This window comes from Neokomagataea anthophila (genome assembly GCF_018122595.1).
GTDB classification, from domain to species: Bacteria; Pseudomonadota; Alphaproteobacteria; order Acetobacterales; family Acetobacteraceae; genus Gluconobacter; species Gluconobacter anthophilus.
This window is the reverse complement of the sequence record NZ_JAGRQH010000002.1, coordinates 382,755-402,215: the sequence shown is the minus strand read 5'-3', so window position 1 is coordinate 402,215 and position 19,461 is coordinate 382,755. Positions and strand designations below refer to the sequence as shown.

Sequence of the window (19,461 nt, the reverse complement as noted above, 5' to 3'; positions counted from 1 at the left end):
GCCCGGATTTTTTGAACATGTCCTCCCGTCACAGACATGCGGCGCACTCGTATTATCACGATCTTATAGAGCATGGTCGCCGCTTTCGTGGTGGTGTGCATTTGCCGCGTCATTGGCATGTGGCACGCTGGGTCTGTCTCGCGCTGATTTTGCCATGTGCGGTATGTGCAGTGGTGGGAGCCGTGCTGGCGTGGCGGTTAGCGCATGGTCCGCTTGAGGTCACACGACTTTCTCATCTTTTGGGCCCTGTTCCTGTTGTGGGGGGGCGTGTTTCAGGGCATCCGGCAGGGCAATTGGCGTGGGAGCGGTTATTTCTTCAGTGGCAGCCTGCGCGTGATGGTGTGCCAGCAGGCATTATGCTGGAAGCACATGGCCTGACTGTACGGGGGTTGGATGGGCGTATCGCGGAAAGTGCGGGTGAGGTTGATACGGTTCTCTCTCTGGCCCCGCTCTTGCATGGGGTCATTGCGCCTCGGCGGCTGCGGTTACAGCAAACGCATATTGCCCTGCGCTCCATGCCGGGTGGAGCCTTGGAACTGGATTTGCCACAGCAGGGGCATTCAGGCCGAGGGGTTCCGACACAGTTAGATCGCCTTGGGGTGTTGGATATTCATGATGTTACCGTATCTGTTGCGGGTTTATTGCCCGGGCAGATGGTGGCGTTGGGGCCAGTTGAGGCGCATGGCATTTGCCGTGCCTTATCCGGTGGTGGCTGTGCATGGGTTGGGCGTTGGGCAAGTACCTTGCATGTGGGCGATGTCAGCTCAGATTTTCATGCGGAGGGAGTAGAAAAGGGGCAGATGGGGGCGTGGCATTTTGCAATGACGCCTATTGCGCCATCAGCCCTTGGGTCACTGCTTCCGTTAGCTGGGCAATGGAAACTTCCTGTTTCTTTGGAAGGTGACGCGCTTTTAGTATCACGCGGCTTTGAGGCGCGCCCCGCCCATTTGGCGCTGACCGTACAGTTGGGTGATGGGCAAGTAGAGCAGGTTCAGGGGGATCCCATTCATGTGGTGAATGGAGGAGCGCACCTTGTTCTGGCTATGGATAAACCCGGTTTTTCAGGGGGAATTAAAGCCGACATCACGGATGCTGCCATCGCTGTGCAAGATAGCGCCGGTCATGTCACGCATGTGACGGCGGCGGGTGAGGTGACTGCGGATAATGTGCGCGACCCGGTGCATCTGGATGGGCAAGCACATGCGCAGATTGATGCGCTCGATTTAGAGCATCTTAGGACGATTTGGCCTTTACGCTTTATCAAGGGCGCGCGGCAATGGGTGACACGTAACCTAACGTATGGTCAGGGTCATGCGTTGACGTTGGTGTCTCATGTTCATTCGGATCATGGTTTGGATGGTTTACGCCCGACAGTGATGGATGGTCATTTTACGGCCGATGATGTGACCGTGAATTGGCTGCGGCCGGTTCCTCCAGCGGAGCATGTTGCTGCATCCTTGCATTTTGATGGGCCAGAGACATTGGTGATTGATTTCGCTCATGGGCAGCAAGGGACGTCTGCCGGGGTGGTAACAATCCCAGATGGTGTGGTGCGGATTGAGCATCTCTATGATCGGGGGCCGCCAGCCACCATTGCTGTGCATGTGGCTGGGCCGGTCGCGGGGGTGCAGAATATTTTGTCGCACCCGCGTTTGCATCTTTTAGCAAAGCATCCTCTGCCGTTTACGGAATATGCGGGTGCGATGGATGGTCACCTGACGTTAACGATGCCGTTGCTGCCAAATGTGCGAGATGACGCAATGCATGTTGGGGTGCAGGCATCTTTTCGTGATGTTGCATTAGGCAATGTACTTTTGGGGCGGCGTTTGGATGGGGCGGAAGGGACTTTACAGGCTGATGAAAACCGCTTGACGCTCAATGGTGATGGCCGTCTTTCTGGGGTGCCGGTGCAAGCGCAAGTGCTGGAAGTTTTTCGGGCAGCAGGGGCGCAAAGTGTGATGCAAGACATCACGGCACATGCGTTGTTTACTCCGCAACAAGCCGTGCAAGCTGGCGTAAATATTCCCGGTTTTGTTGCAGGGCAGTCTGCTCTTCAGGCGCATTATGTTCAGACGGCTGATCATCAGGCGGATATACGCTTGGGGCTGGATTTGGCGCCTGCGAAGGTGGATTTGCCGATGTGGTCAAAACCTATGGGGGATGCTGCGCAGGTTTCCGCGCATATGGTGCTTTCCGGGAACGAAATGACGGCGTTGGACGGGTTGCAGGCGCATGGGCAGGGCTTGGATGTCGCTGGTCGTGCGTTTACGGACCATGGACGTCTTAGCCGCGTGGTGCTGGAAGGCTTCCGTGTGGGGCGGAGTTTGGGGGATGCTCAGGTGGATTTCCCAGAGGGGGAGGTACCAATGCGGGTACATGTGCATGCGGACCCTTTGGACATTACGCCTCTTTTAACACGGCTGAATGATCGTTCTGAGCATCATGCGGGGTGTATAAAGTGTACAGCGCAGCCAGTAACGCATGATGGGTGGTCAGTCGTGCTCGACGCGCCGCATGTTTATTACAGTGCGCGTGGCATGCTCTCGGGGGTTAAGGCGCAGATGGAGTTGCGAGATGGGCAGTTACGGTCTGCCCGTTTTGCGATGGAAACGCCAAGCCGCGTGCGTGGTGTTCTAGCAGATGCTGGGACGGAGCAGCCTTTGGTTTTGGATATTGATAATTTGGGCGCGTTATTGAGTGGCCTTGGGTTGTTTGACCGAATTAGCGGCGGTGTAACCCATTTAGATGGCCGTTTTAAGAACGGTGATGGTGTGTCCGGCAGTGCGGGGGTGGGGCTTGGGTTGCCACCTTTTACTGGGCATGTGGACGTGGGTACGTTTGATGTTCTGAAGCCGCCTTTGGGAGTTACAGTCGCGTCAGATCTCTCGCCGTTGCATTGGGCGAGTACGCGTGTGGATCGGTTTACGATTCAGCATTTTACCAGCAGTCTCGCGCTTTCAGATGGGCAGGTCATGTTGCGTGATGGGGCGATTGGCAATACGGCGCTGGGAGCAACGCTTGAGGGGCAGGTCGGCGTTAATGATACGGCTCTTGTTTTGGATGGAACGATTGTTCCGTTGTTCGGGTTAAATACGTTGCCGGGGCATTTGCCGGGTGTTGGCCGTTTGTTAAGCCCGGAGAAGAATGGTGGTTTACTGGCGGCGACTTTTCGTGTGCGGGGGCATTTATCGGACCCGGCTTTGACGATTAATCCTTTTTCGATGTTACTTCCGGGGGCACTGCGTAAGTTAGTGCATTAGAGGTGTTTTTGCGTGCCTTGATTTTAGGGGGCTGGATTACATCCAACGGTTCATTCTCGAATGATACACGTTCAGGAAAATCTTATTGAAGGGGTGATGTGCCTCTATCCTGTAAGGCTGTATCAGAGCTGAATGAATTATATTAGGTGTTGCTAATGTAATTCATTCAGCTTAAATTAGAGTATTCTAATGAACTGATAATGATGATCAAAAAGCCGATGGATCTAGCGACCTTTGAACATAAGGCTGGACAGGTCGCCAACACTTTGAAGGCGATCGGAAATACGCGGCGGCTGATGTTGTTGTGTAAGTTGGTTGAGCACGGCGAAATGACAGTCAGTGATCTCGCAGAGAGCGTAGGGCTGTCGCAATCGGCGTGCTCGCAGCATCTCGCGAAAATGCGTGATGAGGGCATCGTCAACTTCCGGCGTCAGAGTCAAACGCTCTGGTATGCCATTGCTGATTCTCGCGTGAAAACGCTCCTCTCCACTCTCTACCATCTTTACTGTCAGGGTTAATACGATGACGCTCGTGGCGCTTTCTCCTGCGGATGCCCGTGTTGCGGTTGATACCGGTGCACGCTTGATTGATATTCGGGGTGCAGATGAATATGCGCGTGAGCGTATTCCTGGTGCGGTGAACGTACCGCTCAACCGTATAGGTGATCTTGCGTATGATGGGCGGCCGGTGATTTTTCACTGTAAGTCTGGGATGCGGACGACGGCTAACGCAGCACAGCACAGCTCAGCTTAGCAGCAGGTAGTGTGCAGGCTTATATCCTTGAGGGCGGTATTGAAGCCTGGCGGAATGCAGGGCAATTTATCCTTAAAGATAGGGGGCAGCCGCTTGAAATTATGCGGCAGGTTCAAATTGTTGCGGGTTCACTTATTTTGATCGGTGTACTGCTTGGTCTCTTTGTTGCGCCGGGATTTTTTGGTTTATCGGCATTTGTTGGTACGGGTTTGATATTTGCGGGTATGACTGGCTGGTGCGGTATGGCGAATGTGTTAGGCGCCATGCCGTGGAACCGACGCTGAGGGTGAACAACCGTAAAATCGTAGCGTTTATTGCTGTTCTGGGCATTGGTTTCCGAACGATTTTCATCAACATATCGGGTCAAGATTGTGTTGACGTTTGTGGACGCCAGTGGAAACAGCCTTAGGGCTATGTTCAGCAGTATGACGAAGAAAGAGGAACGTGGTGATGTCTGACTTGTTCGGTGACATGCCCCCGGCTCAAGGAAAGAGCACATCCGCTCAGGGGAATGCCGGGCCGGGCAGTCATAATAATGGCAGTCAGGCAGGTGCTGTTCCGCCCCATAGTGGAATGCGAACACCTATGCCTAATGTGCAGGCAGCGCCACGGACGCAGCCTTTAGCAGATCGTTTACGTCCCAAGCGGTTGGAAGATGTGTGTGGGCAGGATCATTTGCTGGGGGCGGAGGGTACGCTTACGCGGATGTTGGCGCGGGGGACATTGTCCAGCTTGATCCTGTGGGGCGGTCCGGGGTGTGGAAAGACAACGATTGCGCGGCTTTTGGCTGGACAATCGAATCTTGCTTTTGCGCAAATATCGGCTGTTTTTTCGGGTGTAGCGGAACTGCGGAAGGCGTTTGATGAGGCCGAGCGCCGTCAGCAAATGACAGGGCGTGGCACGTTATTATTTGTGGACGAAATCCATCGTTTTAACCGGGCGCAACAGGATGGATTTTTGCCATTTGTTGAGCGGGGGACTGTGGTTTTAGTTGGCGCGACGACGGAAAACCCGTCTTTTGCGTTGAACTCAGCCTTGCTGTCACGCTGCCAAGTCTTGGTGTTGAATCGCTTAGATGATGCCAGTTTGGAAGGGCTATTGAAGCGTGCGGAAGCCGTGCTGGAGCGTGGTCTCCCATTGGACCGAGAAGCACGGGCGAGTATCCGAGCGATGGCTGATGGTGATGGGCGTTATTTGCTGAATATGGTTGAGCAGATTGCTGCCTTAGGGGATGTACCGTCGCTGACGCCGAAGGATTTGACCGGTCTGCTGGCGCGGCGTGCCGTATTGTATGATAAAGACCGGGAAGAGCATTATAATCTGATTTCAGCGCTGCATAAATCGTTGAGGGGCAGTGACCCGGATGCCGCGCTATATTGGTTTGCACGGATGCTCGAAGGGGGCGAGGACCCGCGTTATATTGCACGGCGTTTGGCACGTTTTGCGGCGGAAGATGTTGGGCAGGCTGATCCATCCGCGCTGAATTTGGCGGTGGCGGCGTGGCAGAGTTTTGAGCGTTTGGGTTCTCCTGAAGGCGAGCTGGCATTGGCGCAACTGGTTGTGCATTTAGCAACCGCGCCGAAGTCAAACGCTGTGTATGCGGCGTATAAAGCGGCACGGCGTTTGGCCCGTGATACAGGGAGCTTGATGCCGCCGGCTCATATTTTGAATGCTCCGACCAATTTGATGAAGGACATTGGGTACGGGCAGGGCTATGAGTACGATCATGATTCGGAGGGGGGCTTCTCCGGACAGAATTATTTCCCGGATGGTATGCCGCGCGCTGTGCTTTATCAGCCAACAGAGCGAGGATATGAAGGAAGATTACGAAAACTTCTGGACAGCCGGGCCGCGAAGAGGGCATCCCGCGAGGCATGAGAGTTAACAATCGTATCGTAACTGAAGATGAGGCCGATCTGCGCCTTGATCGTTGGTTCAGACGTCATTACCCGAACTTGACGCAAGGCGCGCTGCAAAAGCTGTGCCGTACGGGGCAGGTGCGTGTGGATGGTGGCCGTGTGCAGACCAATACGCGTCTGCTTCCGGGGCAGAATATCCGTATTCCGCCTATGCCGGATGTGAGCCGTCCAGCGCCACCGCCGCCGCCTGATCCGCATTTAGTGCGCGAAATTGAGAAAATGGTCATTTATCGTGATGATCATTTGATGGTGTTGAACAAGCCATCTGGTCTGGCCACGCAAGGCGGTCCGGGGATCATGAAGCATGTCGACATGATGTTGGATGGTCTGCGTGGGGAAGATGGTGAGCGCCCACGTTTGGTTCACCGTATTGACCGTGATACGTCCGGCTTGTTGTTGATTGCCCGTACGCCGGGTGTTGCGGCGAAATTGGCTGAAGCCTTCCGTGGCCGGGATGTGAAGAAGACATATTGGGCGATTGTCGTTGGGCGTCCGCAGCCAGCATCGGGCGTGATTGATCAGCCTTTGGCTAAGGTTGGCGCGGGCGGTGCGGCGCTGGTTGTGCCAGTGGATCGTGGTGAAGAAGACGCGCAGTCTGCCAAGAGTGAGTATGAGACGATTGATGCGGCGGGCAAGAAGATCACATGGCTTGCCCTGTCTCCTTTGACGGGGCGTACGCATCAATTGCGTGTGCATTGTGAATCTCTTGGTACGCCGATTTTGGGTGATCCACGTTATGGTGGGAAGACGGCGCATCCGGATGGGTTCTTGGACCAGTTGCACTTGCATGCACGCGAGTTGGATATTCCGCATCCAGCAGGTGGGCGTTTGATCGTGACAGCGGCACTGTCCCCGCATATGCGTGAGACGTTCCGGACGATGGGTTTTGTGGCGGGTGATACGCCAGCACCAAAACGCATTCGGGGTAAAAAGGCTTAAGCGCAGCTCTTAAGATGTTTTAAGGGGCGCGACTTTGAAAAAGGCACTGACCATGTGCGTAACGTGGTTCAGTGTCTTTTCGTATGGTGGGGGAAAGCTTCGGCATGAGAAAGTTGGTTGCTGCCGTTATCGTGTTTGTGGTGCTGCTTGTGGGTGTAAGCATCGCGGCCAATGTCCTAGTGGACCAAAAGGCCTTGCGTGCGCGCGTTGCGATTGCACTGAAGCAGGAAACGGGGTTGGACCTGAAGGTCGAGCAGTCAGCAGTTCAATTTTTGCCGTGGCCCTCTATTGTCGCGCAAAATGTGGTGTTGTCCCGGGCGGGGGATGTTCCGGTATTTCAGGCGCAGTCTTTGCATGCGGGTTTGTCTGTTCTCGCACTTTTGCAGCGGGAAATCCGCTTTCAGGATTTTGTAGCGGATGGTGCACGCATTTTTGTGCATCGGCGTGCAGATGGCCGTATGGACTGGATGACGCATGCGTTGAACAGCCAAGAGGAAGAAGCCCCTCTGCCAGTCAATGGTTTTCAAGCGCGGCGTATTGAAGCGCATTGGGCGCTGGCATTGGACGCTTTGCACCTGACGAACAGTACTGTGCAGTGGGATGATCGCCGTTTAGGGGTGAGTGGCGGGTTTGCTGTTCAGGCGTTGGATTTGGCGGGGCTACGGACGCCAAGCCCGTGGATTAATTTGGCAGGGCAGCATGCCGGTACGCCATTTACGGTCAAAGGGCATGTGAGCGCTTTGGGGGCATTGTGGTCTGGCGCTTCTTCTCAAGGGGCATCATGGCCATTTAGTTTGGCGGCTACTTTAGGGCCAGAAAGTCACCGTGATTGGTTGGAGCTGGATGGCGCCATGCAGGACCCACGCCATTTGCAGGGTATGACGGTTCATGTGCGGGGAGAGTGGCTGGATGTGCAGGATGCGCAGCAGTTATTTCCGCATGCAGGGTTGCCGCATGTGCCAGCATTGGGCGGAGATGTGACGCTGGCTGGTGGTGTGGACTGGGCTGCATTGCGAGCGATGCAAAAGGGTGGTCGGTCAGGGTGGTGGCCGGTACCGGGTTTAACGCCAACAGCGCTGCATCTTCATGCAGGGTCTATGCCTGTGCGGGGTGTGGAATTGGGGCATGTGACGCTTGCGGCGGATTCGGCACAATCTCCGCTGATGCTGGAAACGGATATTGAGTGGCGTGGTAGTGATTGGCATGCATCAGGTCAGGCTGGTACATTAAGCGGTATGGTCGGCTTTGTGCAGAGTGTTGGGCGTGGGTCTGCCGTGCCTGTGCAAGCAGAAATCCGCAGTCAGTCTTTGTCTCTCTCCGCTACGTTAAATGCGCCGAATGCGGCACCGCCTGTGAATAGTCAGGATGCATTGGTGTTGACGTTGAATGGTGCGGTTGGGGCTGCTTCTCAGCTGACAGTGCAGGGGCATGCTGACCAGTTATCGACGCCGTGGGCTGTACTGCATGGTGTAACGCTGGGTGGGCAGTTGGCGTTGGATGGGCAAGCCGTTTATGCCGTGAAGGGATTGGATTTTGAAAGCCGAGAAGCTGCGCTGTCTGGGGATGTACGCTTGTCTTTTCCGGCGAATGCGATGCCTCAGATTAATGGCGCATTGAGTGCTAAACATTTGGACATAGACGCATTGAAGCTGATGACGTCGAGTGCTGCGCCATCAGCTTCAGAGCAAGCGGTCCATGCGGTTACGGTGCCACAAGCTGTTTTGAAAACCGCCATAGCTGTAGAGCATAAGTCGACGGATGCGCCTGTTGTGGAAGATCATGCAGCGGTCTCATCAGTCCCTAATTGGGTAACGCTGTTGCGCGCGCAAGATGCTGATATGGTCCTTTCTGCTGATCAACTGCGTGTCGGGGGAGCAGAGTATACGGGGGTGTCTGGGCATATTGTTCTAGCTGGTGGACACGTCACGTTGGACACGTTGAAGGGGCAAGGCGCGGGCGTTGCGCTGGGTGGCGTGTTGGATGTGAATGCTTCGGGTTGGCCGGTTCAGATGCATGTGCAAGCGGCATCTTTGGTCTTGCCAGCGCGGTGGCTGCAAGAGGCCGTGTCGATGCCAGAAATGCTGCAAGGTACGGTTCAGCTTGTTGGGGATGTCCGTTCGCAAGGCCATGATGTGCAGAGCATGCGCGATGCGTTGGAGGGCGATCTTGGCTTATCCATGGTGGATGGGCAGGTCAGTGGTGCGTTGTTGGCGCAGTTGGCTGGGCCTCAGGCAGCATCTTTCATAGGCTCGGGTCTGCATGGTTTGCGTTGTTTAGGAACGCATATGGTGCTTTCCGATGGTAAAGCCACGGTGGAACGTTTAGGGCTGCAAGCCGGTAATGTGCAGGTTTCTGGTCAAGGTCAGATTGGTCTGGTAGCGCAAAATCTGACATTGCATGTGCGGCCATCGGTGCAGTTGGCTGGCGCGGAGGCATCGGCCCCGCTTATGTTAGATGGGCCGTGGACGCATGTAACGGTGCAGCCTGAACGTGATGTTGATGGAAATGCCCAACTGACCTTGGGCGGTGCTGCCCCTGCCGAGGAAGATCCGTGTGTGGCCTGGCTGGCAGCGGGGCGGAACGGTCAAGCCGGGCCACAACCCGCAGCGGCGGCAAAGCATCATAATCGAGCAAGTGATCTGCTGAAAGCATTAGGAGTGTGGCATTGAGCGCAAAGAGACGGTTTTGGAAAACAGTGTCTGTTCAGGAAAAACATGAGGATGGGCAGGGCACTCTCTATATGCCTGCGCTGGATGAGCGGCCCATTCGTTTACCAAAGGGCAGCGTTTTGGCGCTAAAGCAGCGTGCGTTGGCGGATGCCATTGCTGCGGAATGGGGAAGCATTGGGGAAGGGAATTTTCAGCCAGATGAGCTGCCTTTAACCCGTATTGCAGGGACTATGATTGAGCGGATACGTCCTGATCTTTCTGTCCCGCGTGAGGCGTTGTTGAGCTTCGGCTTGGATGATGCGTTGTGCTATGACGGCGGCACAAATGAGCCAGCGGTAAAGGCGCTCTTAGCGTGGCTTGATGAGCGAGGCGTTCGCCCTGTTGTAACAACAGGTTTAATGCCTGTTACACAATCTGAGGCCTATGTTATGGCGCTGACGCAATGGTTGGCGCAGTGTGATGAGGCAGAACTGGCTGTTCTGGGGGTTTTGGCACAGGCTGGTGGCAGTGTCCTAGTGGGTTATGCCTTGCTGGAGGGTGGCCTGACGCCAGAGCAAGTTGCCGCGATTATCACTGCCGATGAGCGTAAGCAGGAAGCTGTATGGGGTGGGGATAAAGAACTCACGGCGACGATCCAAACCCGGCAGAATGATGTGCGGGATGCTGTGTCTTTTCTGCGTCTCTCTCGGTAAAAGCGCTGACGTAATACATCTTCGTGGTGAGGTGGGGTTTAATCTTCATCTTGCCGCCATAATCTCCTGCCAGAGCAGCGGCCAACGTGACATTTCGAGATGATTAGTGACTGGCTTTCCGTATGGGTAAGTCATCATATCCGTCTTGAAGGAATACGTGTGGCTGCGAGTCACATGAGAGTAAATGAAGGCAGGACCAGATGTCTGACGAGACTTGTAAATCTTTAAAGCGTTTTCGTGCGCGTGCTGTACGGGTGAGCTCTTTAGGGGCATGGGCTATTTTGGCAGCAACGCCCTTAATTATCGTTGTCTGTGCACTACACGGTTAATTTTTCTCGGGATTGATAGCACAAGACAACTTGAACACTGAGCCACTTAACCAATCTCCTTAAAAGGCGTTTACTAGCGTCAAAACCAAGAGTCGCTGGAATAATGTGGCGCTTGCGGTTTCGCTGATGAGCAAAGGAGCTTCCAATGGCTTACGCAACGATCAATCCCTACACGGCTGAAACGCTCAAAACTTTCCCTGAGGCGACAGATGCAGAAGTGCATACAGCACTGGATGATGCCCATGCGGCCTTTATCCAATGGCGTGATGTTTCTTTTGCCGAGCGTGCGAAGGTGATGGCATCGGCGGCGTCTATTCTGCGCCGTGATATTGATAAATATGCGCGTTTAGCGACGTTAGAAATGGGTAAGCTCTTCAGTGAAGCGAAGCTGGAAGTTGAACTCTCCGCTGATATTTTCGACTATTACGCGCAAAATGCTGAGACCTTATTGAAGCCAGAAGACCTGCCTGTTGCAAAGTCAACGGAAGGTAAGGCGAAGCTGGTTCATCAGCCGCAAGGTATTGTGTTCGCGGTTGAGCCTTGGAACTTTCCTTTTTATCAGGTCGCGCGGATTATTGCGCCGCAGCTTTCTGCAGGGAACACAGTGTTGTTGAAGCATGCAGGAAATGTGCCGCAATGTGCGGCTATTTCTGAAGAGTTGATGCTGGAAGCGGGCTTGCCTAAAGGGGCGTTCCAAAACTTGTATGCTGCCCGCCATCACACTGCGGTGATTTTGGAAGACCCGCGTGTATGTGGTGTAGCGCTGACGGGGTCTGAGGCTGCTGGTTCCGTCGTTGCGGGGGTTGCTGGTAAGGCACTGAAGAAAGCGACGCTGGAACTCGGTGGTGCAGATGCTTTTGTTGTGCTGGAAGATGCTGATGTTGAAAAATCAGCGAAGTGGGCGGCTTTTGGGCGTCACTGGAATGCAGGGCAAGTGTGCGTTTCATCCAAACGCTTGATCGTTGTGGATGCGATTTATGATCGTTTCCTTGAAGTCTATAAAGCAGAAGTAGCGAAGTTGAAGGCGGGTGACCCGATGGATCCGGCCACGACTTTGGCGCCGCTCTCTTCTCAAAAGGCTGCTGATGATTTGGCCAAGCAAGTGGAAGAGGCCAAAGCTGAAGGTGCACAGGTTGAAGTGATTGGTGCGCCTGTTCCAGAAAAAGGTGCATTTTTTCAGCCACTGTTGATGACTGGTCTTCATGGTGAGAATAAAGCGCGGCATTGGGAATTCTTTGGGCCAGTGACGCAGCTTTATCGTGTGAAGGATGAAGCAGAAGCGATCCGCGTGGCGAATGACTCGCCTTTTGGCTTGGGTGGTTCCGTCTTTACGAAGGACGAAGCGCGTGGCTTTAAGGTGGCTGAGCAGATCAATACGGGTATGGTTTATGTGAACCATCCGACGATGGTGAAAGCCGATCTACCCTTTGGTGGTGTGAACCGTTCGGGCTTTGGTCGTGAACTGATTGGTCTGGGTATCAAAGAGTTTGTGAACCACAAATTGATTGATGTTGTGGATATTGATGCACCGTTTTGATTGATGAAGTGATGTTGTGATGAAAGGCCCCGGCAGTGATTGTGCCGGGGTTTTTTTTGGTATTGGTTGGGGTTTAAGGGGCGCCCTATGTGCCTAATAGGATGAGGATTTTCTGTATATAAATTACCGCCGTGCTTTTTATGGCATCGGTATCACCTGAAGCAGGCAGTGCCGATGCCGTAAAGCGGACTTATACCTCGCCGGAGTCAGGCACCATAATGCTGACGGTGGCTGTCGCAGCGATGCCTTCTTCACGTCCCGTGAAGCCAAGGCGTTCGGAGGTGGTTGCCTTGACGGAGATACGGCTGGCACTGACCTTGAGAAGATCGGCAAGGCGTTCTTGCATAGCCTGTGCATGTGGGCCGATTTTGGGGCGTTCACAGATCAGGGTGATGTCTGCATTCACTAAAAATCCACCGCGTGCGCGGATGCGTTCACCTGCATGAATGAGGAAGCGGGCGGAATCCATATCTTTCCACTCGGCTTCGCTGGGGGGGAAGTGACGGCCAATATCACCTTCGTTCAAAGCGCCATAAATGGCATCACAAAGGGTATGGATGCCAACATCAGCATCAGAATGTCCCGCGAGGCCACGTGTGTGTGGGATTTCAATGCCGCAGAGGATCAGCTTACGGTTATCCGCAAAAGCATGAACGTCATAGCCCAGGCCAACGCGGGGCAGCATGTTTCCGGCGAGTATTCCTTCAAGGCGCATCATATCCTCCGCGACGGTCAGTTTAATGTTGTTTTCAGAGCCCGGTACGATAGCGACGTGGTGGCCACCTTGTTCCAGAAGGGCGGCATCATCCGTGCGGGCATCTGGGTGATTGCGGTGCAGGGCAAGGAATTCGTTGAAACGAAAACCTTGAGGGGTTTGGGCACGGTATACGCCATCACGTGGAACGGTGCCGGTGATGATATTGTTTTCAACTTTTTTAAGAGTATCGCTGACCACAACGGCTGGGATCGCCCCGGCATGTGTTTGGAGCGCGTGAATCACGCCTTGGACAACGTCTGCGGGTACGCAAGGGCGCGCACCGTCATGCACCAAGACAAGGTCCGGCGGTTCAGGCAGGGCGGCGAGGGCTTCTAGTCCATTGCGCACGCTGTCATGGCGCTCAGCACCGCCGGGAACGGGGGCAAGGATATCGAGCCCTGCAAGACTTTCGGCCAGTAATGGGTCATCCCCAACAGGCAAAAGAATATGGACATGGGGGAGCAAGGCTTCAGCCGCACGACGGATGACTGGCTTTCCGTGGAGCAGGCGGAATTGTTTGCTGGCACCGTCAGCATGCGGTGCAGATTCGACGAAGCGCCGACCACGGCCGGCAGCGAGGAGAAGGGCAGCGATACGCATGAAAGGAGGAATGGTCTGCCCATCGCGCTCCGTCAAGGGGAGAAGGGCTCTTTTGAGGGGTTATCTGCGCGCGCGTATGAGGGAACGGTAAATTGTAAGGTGATGGAGGGCGTTGAGGGGTATGTTGATGCGCTTTGGCAACAGGAGGTCAGTGGTATGAAGCGGTATCAATACGTCTGGGGTTTGGTCTTGTGGTCATTATATGCCGCACCTTTGGCGGTGGCTCATGATAAAACGGGCCAGACTGCGAAGGCGGATCGGTTGTTACAGGCTGATCATTCTTGGAACGGAGAAGCGTATCAAGCTTACCCACGAGGAAGGCCACAGCTCACGGTATTAAGGATTACGATTGCGCCGCATACGGCGCTGCCGTGGCATACGCATCCGTTTCCGAATGCTGGTTATGTTTTAGAAGGTTCATTAACGATTGAGGATAAGGCCACAGGTCAGACAAGGACGTTCCATAAAGGGGAAGCCTTTGCAGAAAGTGTGAATGATCCTCATCGTGGTATTGCGGGAGATGAGCCAACAATTCTGTTGTTGACCTATGCGGGAACGCCGAACGAGCCGACGTCCATACCGTTGGCGGGTGAAAAGAAAGAGTATTAGTTGTTTGCTATAGGTCTTGGTGAATGTGTTGGCGGCGTTTCATGGAGTTAAATGGGCTGGTATCCTTGCCATTCTGCGTGCAGGGCGGTGCCGGTAGGGTGTGGTTCTAGATGGATGAATAGACCGTCGATTTTATCGATGAGGATGCAATCATCAATATCCATTAGGTTGTCGTGATGTTGTAAATTCCGGTCTGTGAGGAGGAGTTGTTTTGCCCGTGTTTTCGCCTCTTCTGCGGAAGGGGCGACGAGGAATGTGAAAGCGTGATCTTCACAGAGTGCTCCGGGCGTGTAGCCGCCCATATTGATAAAATAGAGCTTATTGGTGCTGGCTGATGGTGTTGTGTGGATGGATACAGCGTGCCCATCAGCCCATGTGACGATGCCATAGGCATCTAAGTGTAACGAATCTCGCGTGCCAAACCATTTTTCGATGAGGAGAGGATGTGCTTCTTCTGGGCGTTCAACTGCGGCGAATTGGACGTCATGGACCTCAATATTGGCTCCTGGTGCATCACCACCTAAGTAAAAAATGAAAAGCTTTTTTGATGAGAGCATGAGAACCAACTGGGAATTATATTCTATTTCGTTAGTGTACTAAACTATGCTCATGCGGGCTGTCGAGGCTAAAAACGGGGATTTTTATGTCGAAGCGTTGGCCTGATGTGGGTTCGACCATGTGATAGGTGCCGTGCATAAAACCGCTTGGGGTCGTGAGCATGGCGCCGGATGTATAAACATATGGTTCTGAGCGGCTGATGAAAGGTTGCTCCCCCACGACACCATCGCCGTGGACATGTTCTGTGCGTCCTAATCCATCGACGATTTCCCAACTGCGTGACACAAGTTGGACTGTGTCGCTGCGGGTACTCTCAATACTGATGTGATAGGCCCATGCGTAGCGGTGTTCTTCTGGTTGGGACTGATCCTCCAGCCAGAAGGTGCGTACAGTCACGGTGAGGTCCTGCGTGGTTTCTGAAAAGCGTGGTGCGCTTTCCATCGCCTCAGCGAGGGCCGTTTCCGGGTCGGTGACGATCTGCGGGGGGGAGGGCTTGTCTTGCATGGCCCTAGTGTAGCGCAGGGCCATGCAGATGTCAGGTTCTCTTATACGCTCTTTTGAGCAGCCTCTGCGCCGCGGCGGAGGTCATTAATCAGATCTTCCGGGTCTTCGAGGCCGACAGAGAGGCGAATAGCGCCGTCTGTAATGCCAAGGCGTGCCCGTTCTTCTGGTGCAACACGCATATGAGTGGTTGTTGCGGGGTGTGTCGCGAGGCTGCGTGCGTCTCCAAGGTTGTTGGAAATAGCGATGAGCGAAAAGGCATTGAGGCATGCAAAAGCGCCTGCTTGTTCATTCTCAACGGTAAATGCGATGAGTGAACCGCCGTTGGTCATTTGTTTCTTGGCAAGCTCTGCTTGTGGATGGTCTGCGCGACCTGGATAACGCACGGCTTTTACGCCGGGTAAGGTAGCGAGAGCATCAGCCACTTTCGCGGCATTATGTGCCATGGCGTCCGTGCGGAGTTGCAGTGTCTCAAGCCCTTTGAGAAGAACCCAGGCGTTGAAGGGGGAGAGGGCGTTGCCGGTGTTGCGGGTAAAGGGCTGGAGGGTTTCGGTAATCCAGCTTTTGCTGCCGAGTACGGCACCGCCGAGCACGCGGCCTTGCCCATCAATGTGCTTTGTACAGGAATACAGGACGACATCTGCGCCCAGTTTAAGAGGGGACTGACCCAGCGGGGATGCAAAAACGTTATCCACCATGAGAAGGCCGCCCGCTTTATGCGTGAGGTCTGCGATGTATTGAATGTCCAACACATCCAGCATGGGGTTGGATGGGCTTTCAATCAGTACGGCCGCTGTGGGCTTGGACAGAGCTTTTTTCCAGCCCTCAAGGTCATCACCATCCACCAGTTCGGTCTCAATGCCGTAGCGTGGGAGGAGAGATGTCACGATCCAGTAGCAGGAGCCGAACAGAGCGCGGGACGCGACAACACGCTCGCCTGTTTTGACATGGGAGAGGATGGCGGATGAGACAGCGCCCATGCCTGTTGCTGTTGCAATGCAGGCTTCTGCCCCCTCAAGAAGGGCGAGGCGCTCTTGGAACGTATCAACCGTTGGGTTGCCAAAGCGTGAATATTGGAAGCGCTCGACATCGCCCGTGAAAGTGGCTGCGGCTTGTTCTGCGCTGTCATAGACGAAGCCGGATGTTAGGAAGAGAGCTTCAGACGTTTCGCCATAGGGGGTGCGATTTGGAGCATCATGCAGAAGGCGTGTTGCCGTTTTCCAGTTGCTTGATGACATGGGGTCAGTCCCTCCAGTTGGGCAGGGTCCGCAAGGCGGGGCGCTGCGCCGGTTGGTGGGCCGTGGAAGTCCTGGGGAATCGTGGGTGACCTCAGGGCCTCTTTAGCGCAATTTTTTAACCTCGCCGCAAGCCGGCCGCTCAAATCACGAGGGTGGTTCGCTGTTTGGCGCTTCCACAATCCATTACTATGTGCGTAGTTTTATTGCGTCGTCAACTGTAGATATCCGCAGGAATGTGGATTGCAGTTTTGAGCGGAAGGGATTATACGTCCGCCTGTCTGCGGGTGTAGTTCAATGGTAGAACGGCAGCTTCCCAAGCTGCATACGAGGGTTCGATTCCCTTCACCCGCTCCAGTTTTCCCTGAAAATTAGCGCAAATTTGGCATCGCTGGTGAATTCAGTGTGTCTTGATACTGGCTGCCATCCCAGACCCAGCGGTCATTACGGCCGACTTGCAGATCGCGCATGCCGCGATGGCTGGTGCCGAGGACTGAAATATCGCCGTTGACTGAGTCGAGTACGGTTGTCCAGTTATTGTTGTGGCGCAGATAAACGGATGTTGTGCACCCAGCAGAGCCACAAAGGCGCGCAGACTGAAGCTGCACGAATAATGCTTCATCGCCTTTTTTTGATGACAGCGGAGCAGAGCCGACTAAGACAACGGGAGCATCATGGTGCTTGGCCGCGTCTGCCAGATCATCTTCATTGAGCGTGCGCGCATCATGATCCAGTGCCGTACCTGGATGTGCCGCGAGGATAACCGGGGCAGGGTAAGAGGCGGATGTTGTGCTGCGCGTATGTGATGCGCGGTGGCGGGCATCGGCAGGGGTGATGATGGACGCAGCAATAAGAATGGGCAGGGTAGCGCACAACAGGCGATGGAACATGGAGTGTCTAGCCTTGGCTAAAATGTGGAGATGAGATGACTATAGCACGAAATGCGCGATCGGTTCCCTTTTGAGGGGGAAAGGGCGTTTATTCGTGCCGTAATGTGATCACAAGAACATCACGATGGGCTGGTTGTGTGGGGTCAATCGGGGTGACGGGTGTCACGCCATGAAAAACACGGTGATCATCAACAATGGCGGCATCGAGCGGTTCTGTAAGGGTAAAGGAGCCGAGCAGAGTGTGGGTATCGTCATGAATCGTGGTGGTACCTTGCTCCACATTGCTGCGGTCAATCATGAGAACCAATACCCAGTCTACGCCGTCTTTATGCATGCCCTCAGGAGTTGGCCGTCCTTCAGTATCGGGTAGTGCTTCGATTCGGAACTGGTGGACTTCCGCATGCCAGGTATTGGGGCGGCTTTCGGCCGGGGTCAGGTCATAAGCCAGAGATGCGATCGCCCGAATGGCAGCATGCATGGCGGGATGATCTGTGACGTTTGGAGCGATGGGCTTAAACCAACGCTCAATACCGCCATTGAGGACGTTATGGTCCCGGCTTTGGTAATGGGGCTGACGAGGTTTGGGCGTGATGTTGTTTTGGTCGACGGCAAATGTCGCATATCGCCGCCGACGGTAGCGCCCTGCATCGGCCATGTAACGATCAATGCCGAGATGGTTCCAGCTTTCTGCAAAGCTGTCCCAGTCTTGCAGGCCAAGTCCTTCAAGAGCGGGACGCATAATGTGGTGCGGAACACGCGCGAACCCGGTTCGCTTCAGGTTCTCTTCAACATCAGGGAGGAAGGGGGAGGCATCTGAGGGGGGCGTGTTACGAGTCTTCATAGTAACGGTAAGGTGAGCGCTTCTATGGAGAATGTCCACCTTACCGTAGGGTTCTATTAGCCGCCGAGGTCGGGGCGGGCAGGTGCAAAGCGTTCACGCAGCGTTTCGCTAATCGCTTTACCGAGGCCCGTAACGCCTGCTTGGTGCTGGCGGTAGAGCCATTCATGGATGAAACGTGCGAAACGGCCGCTCAGAATGCCGCCACCAAAACCGCGTTGTGGGTCAAACATGCCCCAACCGTTATAATCGCCCAGTGCCACAACGGCGCCGCGATCATGATAGGCGAAAGGTTGTGGTGTGCCGCCAGCAATGATCTGTGGCACGGTACGGGCGAGGTATTCACCTTGTTGACGTGCAACTTGTGCTGTTGGCGCTAAGGGGGCTGAATCAATGCGTGAGCAATCGCCAACGGCAAAGACGTCTGGGTCTTGTGTGGTTTGCAGCGTAGGGGTGACGCTGAGTTGGCCGGAGCGGCCACGTTCGAGACCTTCTAAAAGAGCCGTCGCTGCGGAAGCGCGTACGCCGGCAGCCCAGACGCGCAGGTCACAAGGGATGTGTTCGCCAGATTTGAGAGCAAAGCCCGTTTCATCAGCGCTAACGACCATTGCGCCAGTGCGAACTGAGAAGCCAATTTTCTCAAGCTCACGAGCGGATTCAGCGGAAACATTTTCAGGGAAAGCCGGAAGAATGCGTGGGCCTGTTTCAATCAGGACAGCATCCAGCAGGTTACGTCGTGCATCGGGGCCGAAACCTGGGGCTTTATCCAGTGATTTGCAGAGTTCTGCGGCAAGTTGCACGCCGGTTGCGCCGCCGCCAACGATGCCGAGGGTCAGCTTCTTACCATTTGCGCGGGCGGTTTGAGCGGCTTCGCGGAAGGCAGCGTAGAGAGCGTCAGCATCGTCAAGGCTGTCTAGGAAGCGGCAGTGATCCAAGATGCCAGGAATGCCAAAATCATTGGCACTGGAGCCAAGGGCAACGACAAGCTTGCTGTAAGGCAAGGTAGTACCATTTTCGAGAGTGACGGTGTGGGCATCACGATCAACGGAGCTTGGTGCGCTCTGCACGAAGGAAAAGCCGTTTTTTGCGGCTGTTTCAGCGAAAGGAACGCAATTCCCGTCATGGCGCATGGTGCCAGCCGCGAATTCGTGGAGGGCGGGTTTCCAATAATGAACCGGGCTACGGTCTACCAATGTGACAGCAAGGCCATTTTGCTTGCTGAGTGAAGATGCCGCCTCAAGGCCTGCGACGCCGCCCCCGAGAACAACGACATGCGTTTGAGAAGCCATGATTCGTTTTCCTCTATACCCGTCCGTTCCACGATACTGGAACACGGTTTGTGCTAGAATCAGATGAGGAGCGAGGCAACCCCCGC

Annotated in this window: 18 protein-coding genes, 1 tRNA gene and 1 riboswitch; of the genes, 12 read left to right on the top strand and 7 right to left on the bottom strand. The window is 54.6% G+C overall.

Translation table 11 applies throughout. The annotated features are described in order from the left end of the window. Window positions 1-17: 17 nt before the first annotated feature. From KB213_RS04705 to KB213_RS04670, 10 genes are all read left to right on the top strand, one after another. Entirely contained in the window at window positions 18-3,260 is a 3,243-nt protein-coding gene (locus tag KB213_RS04705) for a YhdP family protein (RefSeq protein WP_211680840.1), read from the top strand. Window positions 3,261-3,460: 200 nt separating this feature from the next. Further along, the gene (locus tag KB213_RS04700; RefSeq protein WP_211680839.1) at window positions 3,461-3,778 is read left to right on the top strand and encodes an ArsR/SmtB family transcription factor; all 318 of its coding nucleotides are present in this window, start codon (window positions 3,461-3,463) and stop codon (window positions 3,776-3,778) included. 4 nt (window positions 3,779-3,782) lie between these two features. Beyond that, entirely contained in the window at window positions 3,783-4,013 is a 231-nt protein-coding gene (locus KB213_RS12820) for a rhodanese-like domain-containing protein (protein WP_249110226.1), read from the top strand. An 11-nt stretch (window positions 4,014-4,024) separates the two neighbouring features. Beyond that, window positions 4,025-4,297 carry a YgaP family membrane protein gene (locus KB213_RS12815; protein ID WP_346266665.1) on the top strand — a complete coding sequence of 91 codons (273 nt, stop codon included), beginning with the start codon at window positions 4,025-4,027 and terminating at the stop codon, window positions 4,295-4,297. A 289-nt stretch (window positions 4,298-4,586) separates the two neighbouring features. Beyond that, the gene (locus tag KB213_RS04690; protein WP_245642301.1) at window positions 4,587-5,891 is read left to right on the top strand and encodes a replication-associated recombination protein A; all 1,305 of its coding nucleotides are present in this window, start codon (window positions 4,587-4,589) and stop codon (window positions 5,889-5,891) included. Then, a complete protein-coding gene (locus KB213_RS04685; protein WP_068172387.1) occupies window positions 5,888-6,871 on the top strand; it encodes an RluA family pseudouridine synthase in 984 nt (327 codons plus the stop codon). Before KB213_RS04690 ends, KB213_RS04685 begins: the two co-directional genes overlap by 4 nt. A gap of 104 nt (window positions 6,872-6,975) precedes the next feature. Beyond that, the gene (locus KB213_RS04680) at window positions 6,976-9,540 is read left to right on the top strand and encodes an AsmA family protein (protein ID WP_211680838.1); all 2,565 of its coding nucleotides are present in this window, start codon (window positions 6,976-6,978) and stop codon (window positions 9,538-9,540) included. Beyond that, window positions 9,531-10,232, top strand: coding sequence for an ATP12 family protein (locus tag KB213_RS04675; RefSeq protein WP_346266664.1), 702 nt, complete (start codon window positions 9,531-9,533; stop codon window positions 10,230-10,232). The genes KB213_RS04680 and KB213_RS04675 overlap by 10 nt, the downstream gene beginning before the upstream one ends. A gap of 200 nt (window positions 10,233-10,432) precedes the next feature. Further along, entirely contained in the window at window positions 10,433-10,561 is a 129-nt protein-coding gene (locus tag KB213_RS12995; protein ID WP_282958311.1) for a hypothetical protein, read from the top strand. A gap of 145 nt (window positions 10,562-10,706) precedes the next feature. After that, the gene (locus tag KB213_RS04670) at window positions 10,707-12,098 is read left to right on the top strand and encodes an NAD-dependent succinate-semialdehyde dehydrogenase (protein WP_211680836.1); all 1,392 of its coding nucleotides are present in this window, start codon (window positions 10,707-10,709) and stop codon (window positions 12,096-12,098) included. Window positions 12,099-12,288: 190 nt separating this feature from the next. On the opposite strand, the gene ispF is transcribed toward KB213_RS04670, so the two are convergent. After that, complete coding sequence (gene ispF / locus KB213_RS04665; protein WP_211680968.1) at window positions 12,289-13,455, bottom strand: 2-C-methyl-D-erythritol 2,4-cyclodiphosphate synthase; 1,167 nt, start codon at window positions 13,453-13,455, stop codon at window positions 12,289-12,291. A 156-nt stretch (window positions 13,456-13,611) separates the two neighbouring features. On the opposite strand from ispF, the gene KB213_RS04660 reads away from it, so the two are divergent. After that, complete coding sequence (locus KB213_RS04660) at window positions 13,612-14,064, top strand: cupin domain-containing protein (protein ID WP_211680835.1); 453 nt, start codon at window positions 13,612-13,614, stop codon at window positions 14,062-14,064. Between the two features lie 47 nt (window positions 14,065-14,111). Here KB213_RS04660 and KB213_RS04655 read toward each other — a convergent pair whose 3' ends face one another. Genes KB213_RS04655 through metZ form a run of 3 tightly spaced genes read right to left on the bottom strand, consistent with a single transcriptional unit; the run spans window position 14,112 to window position 16,361 of the window. After that, a complete protein-coding gene (locus KB213_RS04655; protein ID WP_068172399.1) occupies window positions 14,112-14,621 on the bottom strand; it encodes a DUF1543 domain-containing protein in 510 nt (169 codons plus the stop codon). 31 nt (window positions 14,622-14,652) lie between these two features. After that, window positions 14,653-15,126, bottom strand: a complete 474-nt coding sequence (apaG, locus tag KB213_RS04650) for a Co2+/Mg2+ efflux protein ApaG (protein WP_068172440.1) — start codon at window positions 15,124-15,126, stop codon at window positions 14,653-14,655. A gap of 41 nt (window positions 15,127-15,167) precedes the next feature. Continuing rightward, window positions 15,168-16,361: an O-succinylhomoserine sulfhydrylase gene (gene metZ / locus KB213_RS04645; RefSeq protein WP_211680834.1), complete on the bottom strand. Its 1,194-nt coding sequence runs from the start codon at window positions 16,359-16,361 to the stop codon at window positions 15,168-15,170. Between the two features lie 81 nt (window positions 16,362-16,442). Beyond that, window positions 16,443-16,522, bottom strand: a riboswitch (SAM riboswitch). 119 nt (window positions 16,523-16,641) lie between these two features. On the opposite strand from metZ, the gene KB213_RS04640 reads away from it, so the two are divergent. Beyond that, window positions 16,642-16,715: transfer RNA gene (locus tag KB213_RS04640), tRNA-Gly, on the top strand. Window positions 16,716-16,729: 14 nt separating this feature from the next. Here KB213_RS04640 and KB213_RS04635 read toward each other — a convergent pair. From KB213_RS04635 to KB213_RS04625, 3 genes are all read right to left on the bottom strand, one after another. Then, window positions 16,730-17,248, bottom strand: coding sequence for a hypothetical protein (locus KB213_RS04635; RefSeq protein ID WP_249110224.1), 519 nt, complete (start codon window positions 17,246-17,248; stop codon window positions 16,730-16,732). An 88-nt stretch (window positions 17,249-17,336) separates the two neighbouring features. Beyond that, a complete protein-coding gene (locus KB213_RS04630; protein WP_211680833.1) occupies window positions 17,337-18,089 on the bottom strand; it encodes a 2OG-Fe dioxygenase family protein in 753 nt (250 codons plus the stop codon). 56 nt (window positions 18,090-18,145) lie between these two features. Then, window positions 18,146-19,375, bottom strand: coding sequence for an NAD(P)/FAD-dependent oxidoreductase (locus tag KB213_RS04625; protein WP_211680832.1), 1,230 nt, complete (start codon window positions 19,373-19,375; stop codon window positions 18,146-18,148). Window positions 19,376-19,461: the final 86 nt, after the last annotated feature.